Origin of the sequence: Herbiconiux solani NBRC 106740 (assembly GCF_001571005.1) — a bacterium.
Classification (GTDB): Bacteria; Actinomycetota; Actinomycetes; order Actinomycetales; family Microbacteriaceae; genus Herbiconiux; species Herbiconiux solani.
Genome location: NZ_BCST01000014.1, coordinates 19,495 through 35,020 on the forward strand (window position 1 = coordinate 19,495; position 15,526 = coordinate 35,020).

The 15,526-nt window shown below is 71.9% G+C and carries 14 protein-coding genes; 6 read left to right on the forward strand and 8 right to left on the reverse strand.

What is annotated here, in order from left to right:
* Positions 1–12 precede the first annotated feature (12 nt).
* The 5 genes from HSO01S_RS17830 to HSO01S_RS17850 all read right to left on the reverse strand — a co-directional run bounded on the left by HSO01S_RS17830 (position 13) and on the right by HSO01S_RS17850 (position 7,759).
* A complete protein-coding gene (locus HSO01S_RS17830; protein ID WP_066044019.1) occupies positions 13–549 on the reverse strand; it encodes a (2Fe-2S)-binding protein in 537 nt (178 codons plus the stop codon).
* Positions 542–2,836, reverse strand: coding sequence for a xanthine dehydrogenase family protein molybdopterin-binding subunit (locus HSO01S_RS17835; protein WP_066044023.1), 2,295 nt, complete (start codon positions 2,834–2,836; stop codon positions 542–544). Before HSO01S_RS17835 ends, HSO01S_RS17830 begins: the two co-directional genes overlap by 8 nt.
* Positions 2,833–3,972 (reverse strand): FAD binding domain-containing protein, encoded by a 1,140-nt coding sequence (locus HSO01S_RS17840; RefSeq protein ID WP_066044025.1) that lies wholly within the window; start codon positions 3,970–3,972, stop codon positions 2,833–2,835. Before HSO01S_RS17840 ends, HSO01S_RS17835 begins: the two co-directional genes overlap by 4 nt.
* A gap of 138 nt (positions 3,973–4,110) precedes the next feature.
* Entirely contained in the window at positions 4,111–5,160 is a 1,050-nt protein-coding gene (locus HSO01S_RS17845) for an alpha/beta hydrolase (protein WP_066044028.1), read from the reverse strand.
* 82 nt (positions 5,161–5,242) lie between these two features.
* On the reverse strand, positions 5,243–7,759 hold the full coding sequence (locus tag HSO01S_RS17850; protein ID WP_066044030.1) for an MMPL family transporter: 2,517 nt from the start codon (positions 7,757–7,759) through the stop codon (positions 5,243–5,245).
* A gap of 68 nt (positions 7,760–7,827) precedes the next feature.
* Between HSO01S_RS17850 and HSO01S_RS17855 the strand changes: the two genes are divergently transcribed.
* Complete coding sequence (locus HSO01S_RS17855; protein WP_066044032.1) at positions 7,828–8,421, forward strand: TetR/AcrR family transcriptional regulator; 594 nt, start codon at positions 7,828–7,830, stop codon at positions 8,419–8,421.
* A gap of 98 nt (positions 8,422–8,519) precedes the next feature.
* Positions 8,520–9,293, forward strand: coding sequence for an SDR family NAD(P)-dependent oxidoreductase (locus HSO01S_RS17860; protein WP_066044034.1), 774 nt, complete (start codon positions 8,520–8,522; stop codon positions 9,291–9,293).
* Positions 9,294–9,347: 54 nt separating this feature from the next.
* Here the strand turns inward: HSO01S_RS17860 and HSO01S_RS17865 are convergent, their stop codons facing one another.
* Positions 9,348–10,253 carry an AraC family transcriptional regulator gene (locus tag HSO01S_RS17865; protein WP_066044036.1) on the reverse strand — a complete coding sequence of 302 codons (906 nt, stop codon included), beginning with the start codon at positions 10,251–10,253 and terminating at the stop codon, positions 9,348–9,350.
* 192 nt (positions 10,254–10,445) lie between these two features.
* On the opposite strand from HSO01S_RS17865, the gene HSO01S_RS17870 reads away from it, so the two are divergent.
* Together HSO01S_RS17870 and HSO01S_RS17875 are read left to right on the forward strand one after the other, a co-directional pair.
* Entirely contained in the window at positions 10,446–11,168 is a 723-nt protein-coding gene (locus HSO01S_RS17870) for an alpha/beta fold hydrolase (protein WP_066044039.1), read from the forward strand.
* Positions 11,169–11,232: 64 nt separating this feature from the next.
* A complete protein-coding gene (locus HSO01S_RS17875) occupies positions 11,233–12,126 on the forward strand; it encodes a DUF5996 family protein (RefSeq protein WP_066044042.1) in 894 nt (297 codons plus the stop codon).
* A gap of 3 nt (positions 12,127–12,129) precedes the next feature.
* On the opposite strand, the gene HSO01S_RS17880 is transcribed toward HSO01S_RS17875, so the two are convergent.
* On the reverse strand, positions 12,130–12,720 hold the full coding sequence (locus tag HSO01S_RS17880) for a DUF6578 domain-containing protein (RefSeq protein ID WP_066044045.1): 591 nt from the start codon (positions 12,718–12,720) through the stop codon (positions 12,130–12,132).
* On the reverse strand, positions 12,707–13,303 hold the full coding sequence (locus tag HSO01S_RS17885) for a DUF1707 SHOCT-like domain-containing protein (protein ID WP_066044047.1): 597 nt from the start codon (positions 13,301–13,303) through the stop codon (positions 12,707–12,709). Before HSO01S_RS17885 ends, HSO01S_RS17880 begins: the two co-directional genes overlap by 14 nt.
* A 170-nt stretch (positions 13,304–13,473) precedes the next feature.
* Between HSO01S_RS17885 and HSO01S_RS17890 the strand changes: the two genes are divergently transcribed.
* Both HSO01S_RS17890 and HSO01S_RS17895 read left to right on the forward strand, forming a co-directional pair.
* Positions 13,474–14,238 carry a FadR/GntR family transcriptional regulator gene (locus HSO01S_RS17890; protein WP_066044049.1) on the forward strand — a complete coding sequence of 255 codons (765 nt, stop codon included), beginning with the start codon at positions 13,474–13,476 and terminating at the stop codon, positions 14,236–14,238.
* 2 nt (positions 14,239–14,240) lie between these two features.
* A partial coding sequence (locus HSO01S_RS17895) for an alpha-hydroxy acid oxidase (RefSeq protein ID WP_084361824.1) occupies positions 14,241–15,526 on the forward strand: 1,286 nt, incomplete at its 3' end.

Consider the following 15,526-nt stretch of genomic DNA (forward strand, 5'->3'; position numbering starts at 1 on the left):
GCCGCGTGCCGATCACGCGGCCGGGATTCCGCCCTGCGGGCTGGAGGCTTGGTCGGCGGCGACGTCCTCGATGGCCGCGATGATGTTGGGGTAGGCGGCACAGCGGCAGAGGTTGCCGCTCATGAACTCCTGGATCTCGCCCGAGGACGAGGTGCGGCCCTGCCGGATGCAGGCCACCGCCGACATGATCTGGCCCGAGGTGCAGTAGCCGCACTGGAACGCGTCGTGCTCGATGAAGGCGGCCTGCACGGGGTGCAGTGGGGCGGACGAGTCGGCCGGGGAGTCGCCATCCGCATCCGCATCCTGCAGGCCCTCGATCGTGCGGATGTCGCGGCCGTCGGCCATCACCGCCAGCGTCAGGCACGCCAGCCGCGGCTCGCCGTCGACGTGGATCGTGCAGGCGCCGCACTGCCCGTGGTCGCAGCCCTTCTTGGTTCCGGTGAGCTGCAGCTGCTCGCGCAGCGCGTCGAGCACGGTGGTGCGCGGGTCGGGCGCGACCGAGCGGTCGACGCCGTTGATGCGCAGCACGAACGGGGGTGTCTCAGGCATCGTCCATCACCTTGTCCGGGGTCATCGGCAGGCTCCGGATGCGCCTGCCCGTCGCATTGAAGACGGCGTTCGCGATGGCCGCGGGCACGCCGTTGCAGCCCATCTCGCCGATGCCGTAGGCGCCCAGCGCGCCCAGCCGCTCGTCCGGCACGTCGACCGCCTCGATGGTGATCGCGGGCGAGTCGCCGCAGCTCGGCACGTGGTAGTCGGCGAGGTTGCGCACCACGGGCAGGCCCGTCGTGGGGTCGAAGACCGTCTCCTCCATCAGCGCCATGCCGATTCCGAAGATCATTCCGCCCATGATCTGCGAGCGCGCCGTGGTCGGGTTGATCATGCGCCCGAAGTCGTAGACGCCGGTCAGCCGCTCGACCCGCACCACCCCGAAGTCGGCGTCGACGCGCACCTCGGCGAAGACGGCGCCGAAGGAATAGAAGGCGTGGTCCTCGCGCTCCGGGCCGGGCTTGCCCGAACCCTCGGCCGTGATCGAGGGAAGCCCCGCAGCGGCGAGGATCTCGGCGAAGCTCTGCGAGCGCTCCGGATGCTCGAGGTCGTAGAGAGACCCGTCGCGCGACCCGACCCGCGCCGAGGGCAAGCCCGAGAGCGGTGTGCCCTCGAGCTGCCGGGCGAGCCGCTTCAGCGACTCGATCACGGCGGCACCCGCAGCCTCGACGGCGGGGCCGACGCTGGCCGTGGTCACCGAGCCCGCGGTGGGCGGCGCCGAGGGCAGCCGTGAGTCGCCGAGTTCGAAGCGCACCCGGTCGAGCGGCAGCCCCACGGCGTCGGCCGCGATCAGGCGGAACACCGAGTAGGCGCCGTTTCCGAGCTCGTGCGTGGCGCTACGCCCGACGGCGGTGCCGTCGGCGAGCAGGGTCACGCTGGCCGAAGCGGCCCGCTGCTCGGCCGGGTGCATGGCCGACGACATCCCGAAGCCCACGAAGGCGTCGCCCGCGCGCCTGGAGCCGGGCGTGGTGGGGCGGTCGCTCCAGCCGAACAGCTCGGCCCCGCGCTCGTAGCACTCGCGCAGGTGCTTGTTCGAGAAGGGCTGCCCGGTGTCGGGGTCGGCGGTCGCGTAGTTGGCGAGCCGCAGCTGGACCGGATCGTGGCCGAGCTCGTGGGCCAGTTCATCCATCGCACTCTCGAGCGCGAAGCTGCCGGGCAGGAAGCCGGGGCCGCGCATCACGCTCGGCGAGGGCAGGTTGAGGCTCGCGAGCTCGGTCGAGTACGCCAGGTGGGGTGTCGCGTACATCATCTTCGTCATCCGCGCGCCGAACTCGGTGTACCCGCTCACGGTCGAGGTGTGGGTGCGGGTGTCGTGCGAGACCGATTGCAGGTGACCCTCGGCGTCGGCGCCGAGCCGCAACGTCTGGCGGGTGCCGGGGCGGTGCCCGCCGGTGGAGTAGACCTGCTGGCGGCGCCACTCGATCTTCACGGGGCGCCCGACCACCCGGGCCGCGAGCGCGACGAGCAGAGGGTTGTGGAACGACCAGGCCTTCGAGCCGAAGGCCCCGCCGATGAACGTCGAGATGACCACGACGTCGTCGGGGTCGAGCGAGAAGGAGTGGGCTGCGAAGTCGCGCAGCATCTGCACGCCACGGCAGGTGTCGTGGAGGGTGAGCACCGGACCTTCGCCGTCGCCCTCCGGGTCGCCCTCACCCATTCCCGGCCCCGACCACTCGGCGATCGTGCAGAGCAGCTCGATGGGGTTGTGGTGCACGATCGAGGTGTCGTACTCGGCCTCGACGTGCACGGCCGACGAGTTCCACGCCTCCGCGGCGTCGGCGTCGGCCCGCTGCAGCTTGTCGGTGCCGCCGAACTCCTCGGGGAACCGCCGGTTCGACGAAGCGTCGAGCACGGTCTCGGGTTCCTCAGAGTCGTACTCGAGGTGCACGAGGGTGGCCGCGTGACGTGCGATCTCGACGGTCTCGGCGACCACCACGGCCACGGGCTGGGCGCCGTAGTGGATGCGCGGGCTCTGCAACGGCTGCAGCGCCTCGCCGAACCCGCCGTCGCCCGAGAGCGGGAACCCGGCCCCGGTGGCGGGGTAGGGCGCGAGCGTCGGAGCGTTCTCGTGAGTGACGACGGCCAGCACGCCCGGCACCGCGAGGGCGGCCGTCGAGTCGATCGAGCGGATGGCGCCGCGCGAGATACCGCTCATCACGAGGGCGCCGTGGGCGAGGCCGGCGACAGCCCACTCGGCGGTGAAGGTGGCGGTGCCGGTGACTTTCTGCCGGCCGTCGGGCCGCGGCGAGGCGGCGCCGACCGCCACGAACGGCGGTGCGGCGCTCACGACGCCTCCCCCACCAGCTCGTCGCGGGGCCGGGTGGTGCCGGCGAGCCCGCCGACGCTCGCCGAGAGCGCGGTGCCGGGCGGCCCGGGCAGCGGTTCGAGCCCTGCCGTCTGCGACAGGATGCGGCGCACGATCGAGCGCGAGAACGGCCGCTTGTACGAGTTCATCGAGAACGCGACGCTGCCGTCCGAGGCGCGGGCCGCCGCCGCCGCGAACAGCTCGGCGCTCGGCAATTCGCCGACCAGTATCTGCTCCACGGCGGGCAGCCGCCACGGCCGCGCCGCCACACTGCCGAGTGCGACGCGGGCCCGGCTGATCCGGCCGTCGTCGTCGAACTCGAGGGTGGCGGCGCAGGAGACGAGCGCGTAGGCGAACGAGGCCCGATCGCGCACCTTGAGGTAGTGCGAGCGTCCGGCGAACGGCGGCAGCGCGAGCTCGGTGATCACCTCGCCCGGGCGCAGCGTGAAGTCGGCTTCAGGATGCCCCTCCGGCAGCCGCAGCAGCTCGTGCACCGGGATGCTGCGCGCCCCCTCCGGGCCCTCGACGTGCACGAGCGCGTCGAACGCCACGAGCGCCACCGCCAGGTCGGAGGGGTGGGCGGCGATGCAGGTGGTGGGTCCGACCCCCTCGGACGGGTCGTAGCCGTGACCGAAGATCGCGTGCATCCGGTTGAAGCCGTGCACGGCGGCGCATCCACTGCCCGGCTCGCGCTTGTTGCAGGCCTGGTCGGGGTCACGGAAGTAGGGGCAGCGGGTGCGCTGCAGCAGGTTGCCGGCCGAGGAGGCCATGCCCCTGATCTGCTGGGTGGCGCCCGAGTGCACCGCCTCGCTCACGGCCGTGTAGCGCTCGACGATCAGTGGATGCTCGGCGAGCGCCGTGTTCGACACGAGGGCCCCCACGAGCACGCCGGTGTCGAGGCCGCTGTGGGCGCCGCTGTCGTCGGCACCGCTGTCGGCCGGCCGGATCTCGTCGAGGGCCAGACGTGAGATGTCGACCAGGTGACTGGGGCCGATGCTGCCCTCCTTCAGGAGGTCGACCACGCTGGTTCCGCCCGCGATGAGCGCGGCACCGGGCTGCGACGACTCGGTAACGGCGTCGCTCACGCTGGTCGCCCTGTGGTAGCTGAGGGGGTGCATCCGCTCGTTCCCGTCTGCCGCGGTTCGCCCTTGCGGGCCGGTGCAGCCGACGCTACGTCGGCACCTCCCCCACAGCGCCCGACATCTGTCGAGTCTTTCCGCCTCCAACGCCGCCGGCGGCCCGGGACACGATGCGGGTCAGCGGGTGACGCGGGCGAGGAAGTCGACGGTGGAGGTGAGCGCGGTGTGCGCCGCATCGAGGTCGAAGTGGAACTGGTACTCGTGCGGGAGGGCCGGCTCCTGGTCGTCCGGGTAGAAGACGTCCGTGACATCCACCCCCAGCCCGCTCAGCTTCTCGGACATCGGCACCGACTGGGTCGAGGTGAGCGGGTCGCTGTTGCCGCCCGAGATCCAGGTGGCCGGGAAGTCGCCGGTCACGTAGTCGAGCGTCGACATCTGGCTGCCGCCGGGGGTGTCGACCCAGTCGCGCTCGCCCAGGTACGACCACAGCGCGATCCGGAACCCCCAGCCGCCGACCCCGGGCGCGTTCGGGATGCCGGAGACGTCGTAGATGCCGCAGTCGAGAACGACCCCGCGCAACTGCTCGAGCCGGAGGGCCGGAGTCAGCCCCACCAGGGCCGCGTAGTCGGGGTTCGTGGTCACGACGGCGAGCTGGCTCGCGAGGTTGGCGCCGGCGGAGTCGCCGGCCAGCACGATCCGCTCCGGGTCGATGCGGTACTCGGCCGCGTGCTCGACCAGGAACGCGAGGGCGTCGTTCAACTGCGTGACCGCCGTCGGGTAGGCCACCTCGGGCGAGATCGAGTAGTTGAGCGAGACCGTCGTGTAGCCCTCGGCGGCGATCATCCGCACGTAGGGGCGCACCTCTTTCTTGTCGCCTGAGATCCAGGCGCCGCCGTGGATCCAGACGACCGTCGGCAGCGGCTCGGTGCCCGTGTCCGGGCTGAAGACGTCGAGGCTGGTCGAAGCACCCGCCGATTCGGCGGCATCCGGTGCGCTCGTGCCGTACGGGATGTCGAGCGTCTGCGTGATCCCGTCGACCGGGTCGAAGGGCTGCATGGTCGCGAGCGTCGATCGCGCGCCCTGCCCGAACAGCGCCCGGATGACCAGGGCCGCCGGCCACGGGCTGACCAGGAAGGCCACGACCCCGACCAGCACCACCGTGCCGAGCGCGAGCGGGATCATCCGCGACGGGCGCCGGTACCAGGGACGACGGGAACGAGTGGCCACGGGTCGAACATACCGGGGCGCAGGCCGCTCAGCCGGTCAGGGGCCGACGCCGCTCCGGCCGGGCCGCCGCTCCGGCAACCGGTCACGACGCCAGCGGCACCCCACCGGTCTGCACGCCCGGGTGGTCGCGCTCGAGTGCGGCGCCCTCCATGTCGACGTTCGGGATGATGCGGTCCAGCCACCGCGGCAGCCACCACGCGGCCCCGCCCAGTAGGTGCATGAGGGCCGGCATCAGCAGCATCCGCACCACGAAGGCGTCGAGCAGCACGCCGAACGCGAGGCCGAAACCGATCGAGCGGATGATCGTCGACTCCGAGAAGATAAACCCGCCGAACACGGAAACCATGATCAGCGCCGCCGCCGTGACGACCGATCGCCCGGCCCGGAAGCCCTGCGCCACCGCGAGCCGCGCCGGCGACCCGTGCACGAAGGCCTCGCGCATCCCCGACGCGAGGAACAACTGGTAGTCCATCGCCAGCCCGAACAGGATGCCCACCAGGATCACCGGCAGGAAGCTCAGGATGGGCCCGGTGCTGTGCAGCCCGATCAGCGAGGCGCCCCAGCCGAACTGGAACACCGACACGATCAGGCCGTAGGTCGCGAACAGCGACAGCACGAACCCGCCGGTCGCGATCAGCGGCACGAGCAGCGACCGGAACACCACGATCATGATCAGGAGCGACAGCCCGACCACGACGACGAGGTAGATGGGCAGCACGTCGGCCAGCGCCTCGGAGATGTCGATGTTCGTCGCGGCCTGCCCGGCGACGCCGAGCGTGATGCCGCCCGCCTGCTCGGGCAGCGCCCGGATGTCCTTCACCAGCGTCTCGGTCGACAGGCTGTTCGGGCCCTCGGCCGGCAGCACCTGGAAGGCGAGCAGCGTGTTGTCGTCCGAGGCGGCGACCGGCGCGACCGCGACGACGTCGGTGAGGTCGGAGAGGGTCTGCGCGACCTGCACCTGCGTCTTCAGCAGATCGTCGGCGCTCACTCCGCCGGGAACATCGGCGGTGACCAGGAGCGGTCCGTTCGCTCCGGCGCCGAACTCGTCCTCGACGACGGTGAAGGCCGCCTGGCTGGTCGACCCCTCCGGCTCGCTCGACCCGTCGGGCAGGCCCAGGCGCATCGACAGCGACGGGATGGCGACGACCAGCAGCACCACGATCGACACGAGCGCGGTCACGACCGCCCGCCCGGTCGACATCGGCTTCACGGCGGCGCCGCCCACGTGCTTCCGGCCGATCCGCGAGCGGGCTCGGCGGCTGAGCAAACGGGTTCCGACCAGGCCGAGGATGGCGGGCGCCAGTGTGACGGCGACGAGCACCGCGACGGCCACGCAGACCGCGCCGACGGTGCCCATGAGGCCCAGGAAGGGCACGCCGGTGATGTTGAGCGCGAGGAGGGCGACGATCACCGTCGAGCCGGCGAAGACGACGGCGGTTCCCGAGGTGCCGGTGGCCAGACCGATCGACTCGCGCACCGGCACCCCGCCGATCAGCTGCTTGCGGTGCCGGTTGACGATGAACAGGGAGTAGTCGATGCCGACCGCGAGGCCGAGCATCACGCCGAGCACGGGGGTGACCGAGGCCATGTCGACCACGCCGGAGAAGGCGAGCGACGCCGTGACCCCGACACCGACGCCGACGATCGCGGTCACGATCGGCAGGGAGGCGGCGATCAGGGATCCGAGCATGACGATCAGCACGATGGCGGCGAAGACCAGCCCGACGACCTCGCCGATGCCGAAGATCTCCGGAACGCCCTGGGCGATGTCGGTGCCGAAGTCGACCTGCGCGCCGTCGACCGGGGCGTCACGGAAGTGGGCGATCGTGGCCTGCTTGACCTCCTCCGAGAGCTCGAGCCGCGGGTCGACGAACGAGACGTTGACGATCGCGGTCGAGCCGTCGGCCGAGACGACGCCGATGCCGTCCGTGATACCGAGGAGGGTGGAGCCGAGGTCGGCCTGCTCGGACTGGGTGTCGAGCTCGGTGCGCGACTGATCGAGCTCGGTCTGCTGCTGCTGGAGGGCGGCCGACTGCGCGTCCAGCTGCGCCTTCTGGGCGTCGAGCGCGGCCAGTTCGGCTTCGCCGGCTCCGGCGGCGACTGCGGCGGCCCGGGCGTCGGACAGCTGCTGCTGGCCCGTGGCGAGCTGCGCGGCACCCGCATCGAGCTGCGTCTGGCCGGCCTCGAGCTGGGTGCGGCCGGCAGCGATCTGGGCCTGGCCCGAGGTCAGCTGGGCGGCCTGCTGGGCCTGCTGCGCCTGGGCGGCGAAGGGATCGACGACCGCGGCGACACCGTCGAGATCCTCGGCGCTGGCGGCGAGCGCCGAGATGTCCTGCTTCTGCTGGTCGGTGAAGGCCTCGCCGTTCATGGTGCGGTAGACCACCGTTCCGGTGCCGCCGGCGGTGTCGGGGAGCTTCTCGGCGAGCTGGTCGGTGACCGCGCCGGAGGCCGTGCCGGGGATGTCGAAGCTGTTGCTCAGCGTGCCGCCGAAGCCGAGGAAGGCGCCGACCCCGAGACCGAGGATCACGACCCAGGCGGCGATGACGGCCCACGCCCGCCGTGCGGCGAACGAACCCAGACGGTACAGCAGTGAAGCCACGTGATCTCCCTCAGACCCGATTGATCATACGTGACGTCTCGTCTCGTTCCTGGCGCTACCCTGAGTGCGTGACTGAGCATCGGAGCGGCCCCGTGCGGAGCGCCGCCGCGCGCGAGGCGATCCTCGCCGCCACCGCGCGACAGTTCCAGCTGCGGGGCTACGACAACCTGACGATCGAGGGCATCGCGAAGGAGGCGGGGGTCGGCAAGCAGACGATCTACCGCTGGTGGCCCTCGCGCGGCGCGCTGATCGCCGAGTGCCTGACCGACGGCCGGCTGTTCCCGGTCGACTTCGACATCCCCGTGTCCGGCCCGGTTCTCGACGACGTCGAGACCTGGCTCGACCGGGTGCTCGCCGTGCTGCACTCCCCCGGGGGCAGCGGGCTCCTGCGCTCCCTGGTCGCGGCGGCCGCCGAGGACGACGCGGTCGGCCAGCACCTGTCCGAGGGCATCGGCGTCGAGCAGTCGCTGCACACCCGGTTGACCCTCGCGGTCCGCGCCGGCGAACTGCCCGCCGACGCCCCGGTCGACCAGCTCGGCTCCGCCATCCTCGGCGCGATCATCGTGCAGGCGCTCGGTCGCGAGGAGGCGGATGCGGAGGGGCTGCGCGAGCTGGTGCGGTTCCTACTCCGGCCGGACGGGCAGGCGGGTTCGAGCGCCTGACCCATCAAGGGGCGTGCAGTAGAGCGGCACACCTTGTGCAGTGAGGCTGAATGCGAGAGATTGGACGGGCATCCACCGAATCGAAGGAGATTCCGCCCATGATCGATCTCACCGGAAAACTGGCCGTGGTCACCGGAGGCGCCCAGGGCATCGGAGCCGCCACGAGCGCCCGCCTCGCCGCTTCGGGTGCCGACGTCGTGATCGCCGATGCGCGGCCCGACGCGGCCGAGGCCACCGCCGCCGAGCTGAACAGCAAAGCGGGTGGAGGCGCAGGCACCGTGCACGCCCGCCCGGTCGACGTGGCCGACAGCGCCTCGGTGCGCGCGCTCGTCCAGTCGGTCACCGCCGAGTTCGGCCGCCTCGACATCTGGGTGAACAACGCCGGAGTCGTCGAGGACTCCCCCGCCGTCGACCTCGCCGACGAGGTCTGGCAGCGCACGATCGACATCGACCTGACCGGCACCTTCTACGGCGCCCGCGAGGCCGGCCGGTTCATGTGCGCGAACGGCGGCGGATCCATCGTCAACATCTCCTCGATCGCCGCCTTCCGCGCGACCCGGCCCGAGCATCACGTGGCCTACGACGTCTCGAAGGCCGCGGTCGCGCACATGGCGAAGGTGCTCGCCTCCGAGTGGGCCGAGAAGCGGGTGCGGGTCAATGCGGTCGCGCCCGGGTACACGAACACCGAGATCCTCAAGGGCGTGGGCAGCGCCGACCCCGCGACCATGGAGCTGTGGCTCTCGCAGGTGCCCGAGCACCGCTTGATCGAGCCGTCCGAGATCGCGAACGTGATCGCCTTCCTGGTGTCGGATGCGGCGAGCGCCATCACCGGCCAGGTCGTGCACGCCGACGCCGGGTACACCGCGTGGTGAGCGGGCGGTAGCGAGGCCGCGCGGGCATCGGCCGGGCCTCGCTGGCGTCCGCCCTCAGCCCCCGTGCCGGCGGCGCCACTGCGCCGGCGTCATCGCTTCGACCGCCTTGAACACCCGGATGAACGTGGTCGGGTCGGGATAGCCGGCCCGCGCCCCGACCTCCCTCACCTGGTCGGTGGTGGTCTCGAGGAGCAACCGCGCCCGGGCGAGACGGAGCCGGCGGGTCACCGCACCCAGGGTCTCCGGTTCATCCTCGAACGCGGCGTGCAGGGTGCGGACCGAGACGTGCAGCGCGGCCGCCACGGCCGCCGCCGACGACAGGGCGGGGTGCGTGTACACCCCGTCGAGGTGCCGCCGGGCGGCCTCGGCGAGCGCCGATCGGTCGGCGGCGGTGCCGGCGCGGGTTCGGGGAGGCGGGGCGGGCTCGACGACCCGGCCGCCGCGTTCCCGCGCCAGCATCCGGATCGCATCGACGATCGCCTGTGAGACCGACCCCGCCGGGCCCTCGTCGGCGCGCTGGAGCAGCGTCTCGAGCGCGCTGCCCACGGGCGCCGTGCGAGAGACCGGGCGGCTCGCCAGCGCATGGATCGTGCCGCCCGAGAGCCCGAGCCGCGCGGCCGGGACCTGCACGATCGTGGTGCGGAAGGCAACCGGGTACACGAACTCGAACGGGCGGCTGACGTCGTAGACGACGAGCTCGCCTGCTGCGACGGTCGTCTCGCGGCCGCGCTGGCGCAGGATCAGCCGGCCCGCGTGCACGAGCTGCACCTGGGCGCTCTCGCGCTGTCGGGCGGGCACCTCGTCGAGCTCGGCGGCGACGGTCTGGGCGACGGAGTCGATCCGCGACATCGCGAGGTCGTCGAAGGTGTGCCGCGACATCCGCCGGTGCGCCGGCACGTCGCGCAGGGTGCGCGCGGTCATCTGCACGAGCACGCAGGCCTCGTTCGAGGGCAGCAGCACGACCGACTCCCGTCCGGGCCGGAGGGCCCCGGCACCAGGATTCCACAGCGCCCGTCGTGGCCGTTCGTCAATCGTCGCAAAATCGGCGTTTCCCGCACGATCGGCCGACGGAATCCGGGGGAGGGTCGCGCGGCGACGGTCGTGCGGCGCAGAGTGGAGGCCTCCCGTCAACCCGACCCCAGGAGCATCCTCATGTCGACCACCCCCGCCCCCACCATCGTGCTCGTGCACGGCGCCTTCGCCGACGCCGCCAGCTGGGCCCCCGTCACCCTCCGCCTGCTCGAAGCCGGGCACACCGTGCTCGTGCCGCCGGTGTTCAACCGCAGCCTGATCGGCGACTCGGCCTACATCCGCTCGTTCGTCGAGCAGATCGACGGGCCCGTGCTGCTCGCCGGCCACTCCTACGGCGGAGCCGTGATCACCGTCGCCGGTGCCGCCGAGAACGTCGTCGGCCTGGTCTACGTGGCCGGCTACGCCCTCGACGAGGGTGAGAGCCTCGGCCAGCTGCAGGGCGGGTTCCCCGACTCCGAGCTCGCCGCGAACCTCGTGTACTCGCCGTACCCGGTCGAAGGGGGCGAGCCCGGCACCGACGTCTCGGTGAAGATCGACGCGTTCCCGCAGGTCTTCGCCGCCGGCGTGCCGGACGACACCGCGCGCGTGCTCGCCGTCTCGCAGCGCCCGCTGGCCGCGGTCGCGTTCTCCGAGAACGCCCCGGTCGCGGCATGGAAGACCAAGCCGTCCTGGGGCATCGTCTCCAGCGCCGACCACACGATCAACCCCGACGTCGAGCGCTTCGGCTACAAGCGCGCCGGCGCCCGCACGGTGACCGAGATCGACGCACCGCACCTCGTGATGCAGACCCACCCCGCCGAGGTCGCCGCGGTGATCACGGCCGCGATCGCCGACCTGGGCTGAGCGGCGTCGTCGGCCGGCTGGCCCGCCCCGCGCGGCTCGGAAGCTCGCGCACTAGCGTGAAGACATGAGCGCATCCGGAACGGGCTGGCCGGCCCTGGCCACCGAGGAATGGACCGACACCCGCACGACCCTGCACATGTGGGTACAGATCGTCGGCAAGATCAGGATGGCGTTCGCGCCCATGCTGAACCACTGGTGGCAGGTGCCGCTGTACGTGACGGCCCGCGGGCTCTCGACCGGGCCAGTGCCGTACGAGAACGACCTGTTCGAGATCGAGTTCGACCTCGTGCGGCACCGTCTCGATCTCCGGCGGAGCGACGGGCGCACCGAGGGCTTCGCGCTCGAACCGATGCCCGTCTCGCTGTTCCACGACCGGGTGATGGATGCACTGGGTGCGCTCGGCGTGACCGTCGCCATCCACGGTGTCCCCAACGAGGTCGACCCGGCGATCCCCTTCGTCGACGACACCGAGCACTGCTCGTACGACGCCTCCGCGGTGACCCGGTTCTGGCGGCAGCTGATCCAGGCCGAGCGGGTGCTGACCGTGTTCCGCTCGGAGTTCACGGGCAAGGCGAGCCCCGTGCACTTCTTCTGGGGAGCCATGGATCTCGCGGTCACGCGGTTCTCGGGGCGGCGCGCCCCCGAGCATCCGGGTGGCGTACCGAACTGCCCGGACCACGTGATGGTCGAGGGCTACTCGCACGAGATCAGCAGCGCGGGGTTCTGGCCGGGCGGCGGGGCCGAGGGGGCGTTCTACTCGTACGCCTACCCGGCACCTCCCGGGTTCTCGGAGGCCCCGGTGCCGGCCGAAGCGCGGTACGACGAGACGCTCGGCGAGTTCGTGCTGCCGTACGAGGCGGTTCGGGCGGCGGCGGATCCGGATGCGCTGGTCGCGTCGTTCCTGAACGCGACGTTCGAGGCGGCGCGGGGGCTCGGGGCGTGGCCTGAGCAGGCGTAGGGGTCAGCTGGGGCTGGTAAGTGTCGTGTCGGCGGGGACGTCGAGGTGCACGATCCAGCCGGCCGGGACGCGTTGCTCGGCGTGCGTCTCGTCGTGATCTGGTGGTCGTTCTGCCCTGGCCACCGCGTACCAGCCGCCCGTCGACGGGATGAACACCCGGGGGTCTGAGGGGTCGGGCGGTGACATGCGCCTGGGTGGCGTTGGTGCGGCCGGAGTCGCATCCTCAAACGTGATGGTCGTGCGACCGGGGACCTCGTCCACCGGAGTCGACGTGGACTCACCCAGCACGTTCGTCCACGGGCCCGCCGGGTCGGGGCGGTGCTTGCGCTGACTCATCGCGCGGATCGCCACGACCCGTCCGGTGATCGGCGCCAGAGGCCCGACGTCGGTGCCCCCATGATGGGTCTCGGCGAAGTCGACGCCCTCGGCCTCGGCGGGGCCGAAGAACTCCCGGTTGCCGTCGCCGGCCCAGAACACGTCCCAGGTGACGGTGTCGCCCACCCGGAAGGCGGCGCCGCAGCAGCCCTGCTCCCAGCCGGAGACGGTCACGCCGATGCGGGTCGTGCCGCTGCCGGTGGGGTCAGCGGCGGTCATAGTCCCTTCGCCCACCGGGGCCGTAGACGACGATGCCGACGATCGGCACGGCGAGCCAGAAGATCCACGACCAGCGGAAGCCGTCGGGGAGGAAGAAGCCGCAGAGCAGGAAGAGCACCAGCGCGAGGATCGGCGTGATGCTCACGGCGACGACACCGGCCGCGCCGCCGAGAGGGCGACGGCGACTGTAGTCGGGGCGGTCGTCGTCCCGGCGGTCGAAGCCCGAGCCGTCGCCCGCGCCGTCGCGATACCCCGAGCCGTCGCGGGCGCCTGCGCCAAGGCCGCCCGCAGGCGCCGATCCGGGCGCGGCGGTGAACCCGGCCGGGGGCGCGAGGTCGGGGTCGGGCGACGGATCGCTGACCGAGTCGATCACGCTCTCGTTCGCGGTGTCGGGGAGATCGGTGAACAGGGGCGCGAGGTCGCCGCGGGTCACGGCCGCGCGGGCCGCGGTCGAGCGCTCGAGGTACTCGTCGGCGGTGAGCCGGCCGTCGGTGTGGGCGCGGGCGAGCGCCGCGACCGCGGACTCCCGGTCGCTGTTGCTCAAGCGCAGGGACGTCTTCGTCGGGTCGCTGTAATCGGTCATGCCCCAACTCTGCCGCACTCCGCCGGTTTCGCGGTAGAACGCAGCACCCGTCCCCCGCTGCTCGTGTCCCTACGGGCCTGGATGGATGCATCCCGACCGTGCTACCGTGTGGTCAGACCACATGGTCGGACCACACGCAGCCATACCGGGGACCGTCGAGGAGGACGAGAGTGAGCGCAGCATCCGCGCCCGCCGTCGACACCGCCCGCGCGTGGGAGACCGTGCTGCAGCGCATCGAGTCCGACCTCATCGCGGGGGCGCTGACCCCGGGCGACCACCTGCCCTCCGAGCGGGCGCTGGCCGCCGAGCTCGGTGTCGGGCGGTCGAGCGTGCGCGAGGCGCTGCGGGTGCTCGAGGTGCTCGGGCTGATCCGCACCCAGACCGGATCGGGGCCGCAGTCCGGCGCGATCATCATCTCGCGACCCAGCGGCGGGATGACGGCGCTCGTGCGCCTGCAGGTCGCGGCCCACGGTTTCGCCGTGCGCGACGTGGTGAAGACGCGGCTCGTGCTCGAGTCGGACGTCGTGACCGAGCTGGCGCGAGCATCCGGTGCGGCCCCCACGCCGGCGCTCGCCCCCGCGCTCGAGATCCTCGACGCGATGGAGCAGCCGGGCGACGAGCTCACGCGCGACGAGTTCCTCACCCTCGACCAGGCCTTCCACCTCGCCCTCGCGGTGGCCTCGGGCAACGAGGTGATCGCGGCGATGATGGCGGGCCTCCGCGAATCGATCGAGGCCTACGTGCGCGTGGGCGCATCCGTCCTCCCCTCCTGGGACGACACCTCCACGCGCCTCAAGGCCGAGCACCGCGCCATCGTCGCCGCGATCGAAGCCGGCGACCCCGAGCTCGCGCGCACGCGCATCCGCGACCACATCGAGACGTACCACGCCGAGACGAACGTCTCGAGCATCCACCCCCACCGAGAGGACACCTAGACATGGTCCAGCGCCGCATCCCCAAGATCAAAGACCTCGCACCGCTCATGCACTTCAAGGCGCCCGAGCTCAACGCGAAGAAGCGCCGGCTCGACTCGGCCCTGACGATCGCCGACCTGCGCGCGATCGCCAAGCGTCGCACGCCGAAGGCCGCCTTCGACTACACCGAGGGTGCCGCCGAGGGCGAGATCAGCCTGAAGCGCGCGCGTCAGGCGTTCGAGGACATCCAGTTCAACCCGGCGATCCTCCGCGACGTGTCGACCGTGAACACCGGATGGGACGTGCTCGGCGCCCCCGTCGCCCTGCCCTTCGGCATCGCGCCCACCGGCTTCACCCGCATGATGCAGACCGAGGGCGAGATCGCGGGAGCCGGCGCCGCCGGTGCCGCGGGCATCCCGTTCTCGCTGTCGACGATGGGCACGACCGCGATCGAGGACGTGAAGGCGGCGAACCCGACGGGCCGCAACTGGTTCCAGCTCTACATGTGGAAGGACCGCCCCCGCTCGATGGCACTGGTCGAGCGCGCTGCGGCCGCCGGGTTCGACACGCTGCTGGTCACGGTCGACGTGCCGGTCGCCGGCGCGCGGCTGCGCGACAAGCGCAACGGCTTCTCGATCCCGCCGCAGTTGACCGCGGGCACCGTGGTCAACGCCATTCCGCGGCCCGAGTGGTGGATCAACTTCCTCACCACCGAACCCCTCGCCTTCGCCTCGCTCGACCGCTGGTCGGGCACTGTCGGCGAGCTGCTCGACTCGATGTTCGACCCGACCGTCACCTTCGAGGATCTCGAGTGGATCAAGGCCCAGTGGCCCGGCAAGATCGTCGTCAAGGGCGTGCAGAGCATGGGCGACGCGCGCCGCCTCGCCGAGATCGGCGTCGACGGCATCACGCTCTCGAACCACGGTGGGCGCCAGCTCGACCGGGCGCCGATCCCCTTCCACCTGCTTCCGGATGTCGCGCGCGAGTTCGGCGGCGAGTACGAGGTGCACCTCGACACGGGCATCATGTCCGGTGCCGACATCGTGGCCTCGGTGGCGCTCGGTGCCCGGTTCACGATGGTGGGTCGCGCCTACCTCTACGGCCTGATGGCCGGGGGCCGCGAGGGAGTCGACCGGATGATCGCAATCCTCGGCGAGCAGATCACCCGCACGATGCGGCTGCTGGGGGTCAACTCGCTCGAGGAGCTGAACCCCTCGCACGTCACGCAGCTCGAGCGCCTCGCGCCGCGGCTCGTGGCGCCGGCGGCGGTGCAGGCGGCGGCCGCCGCCCCCGCGAAGCGCGCCCCCGC

What these genes read in the sequence shown, in the direction of transcription:
- HSO01S_RS17830 (WP_066044019.1), bottom strand. Translation starts at nt 549, where the DNA reads ATGCCTGAGACACCCCCGTTCGTGCTGCGCATCAACGGCGTCGACCGC.
- HSO01S_RS17840 (WP_066044025.1), bottom strand. Translation starts at nt 3,972, where the DNA reads ATGCACCCCCTCAGCTACCACAGGGCGACCAGCGTGAGCGACGCCGTT.
- HSO01S_RS17860 (WP_066044034.1), top strand. Translation starts at nt 8,520, where the DNA reads ATGATCGATCTCACCGGAAAACTGGCCGTGGTCACCGGAGGCGCCCAG.
- HSO01S_RS17870 (WP_066044039.1), top strand. Translation starts at nt 10,446, where the DNA reads ATGTCGACCACCCCCGCCCCCACCATCGTGCTCGTGCACGGCGCCTTC.
- HSO01S_RS17875 (WP_066044042.1), top strand. Translation starts at nt 11,233, where the DNA reads ATGAGCGCATCCGGAACGGGCTGGCCGGCCCTGGCCACCGAGGAATGG.
- HSO01S_RS17880 (WP_066044045.1), bottom strand. Translation starts at nt 12,720, where the DNA reads ATGACCGCCGCTGACCCCACCGGCAGCGGCACGACCCGCATCGGCGTG.
- HSO01S_RS17885 (WP_066044047.1), bottom strand. Translation starts at nt 13,303, where the DNA reads ATGACCGATTACAGCGACCCGACGAAGACGTCCCTGCGCTTGAGCAAC.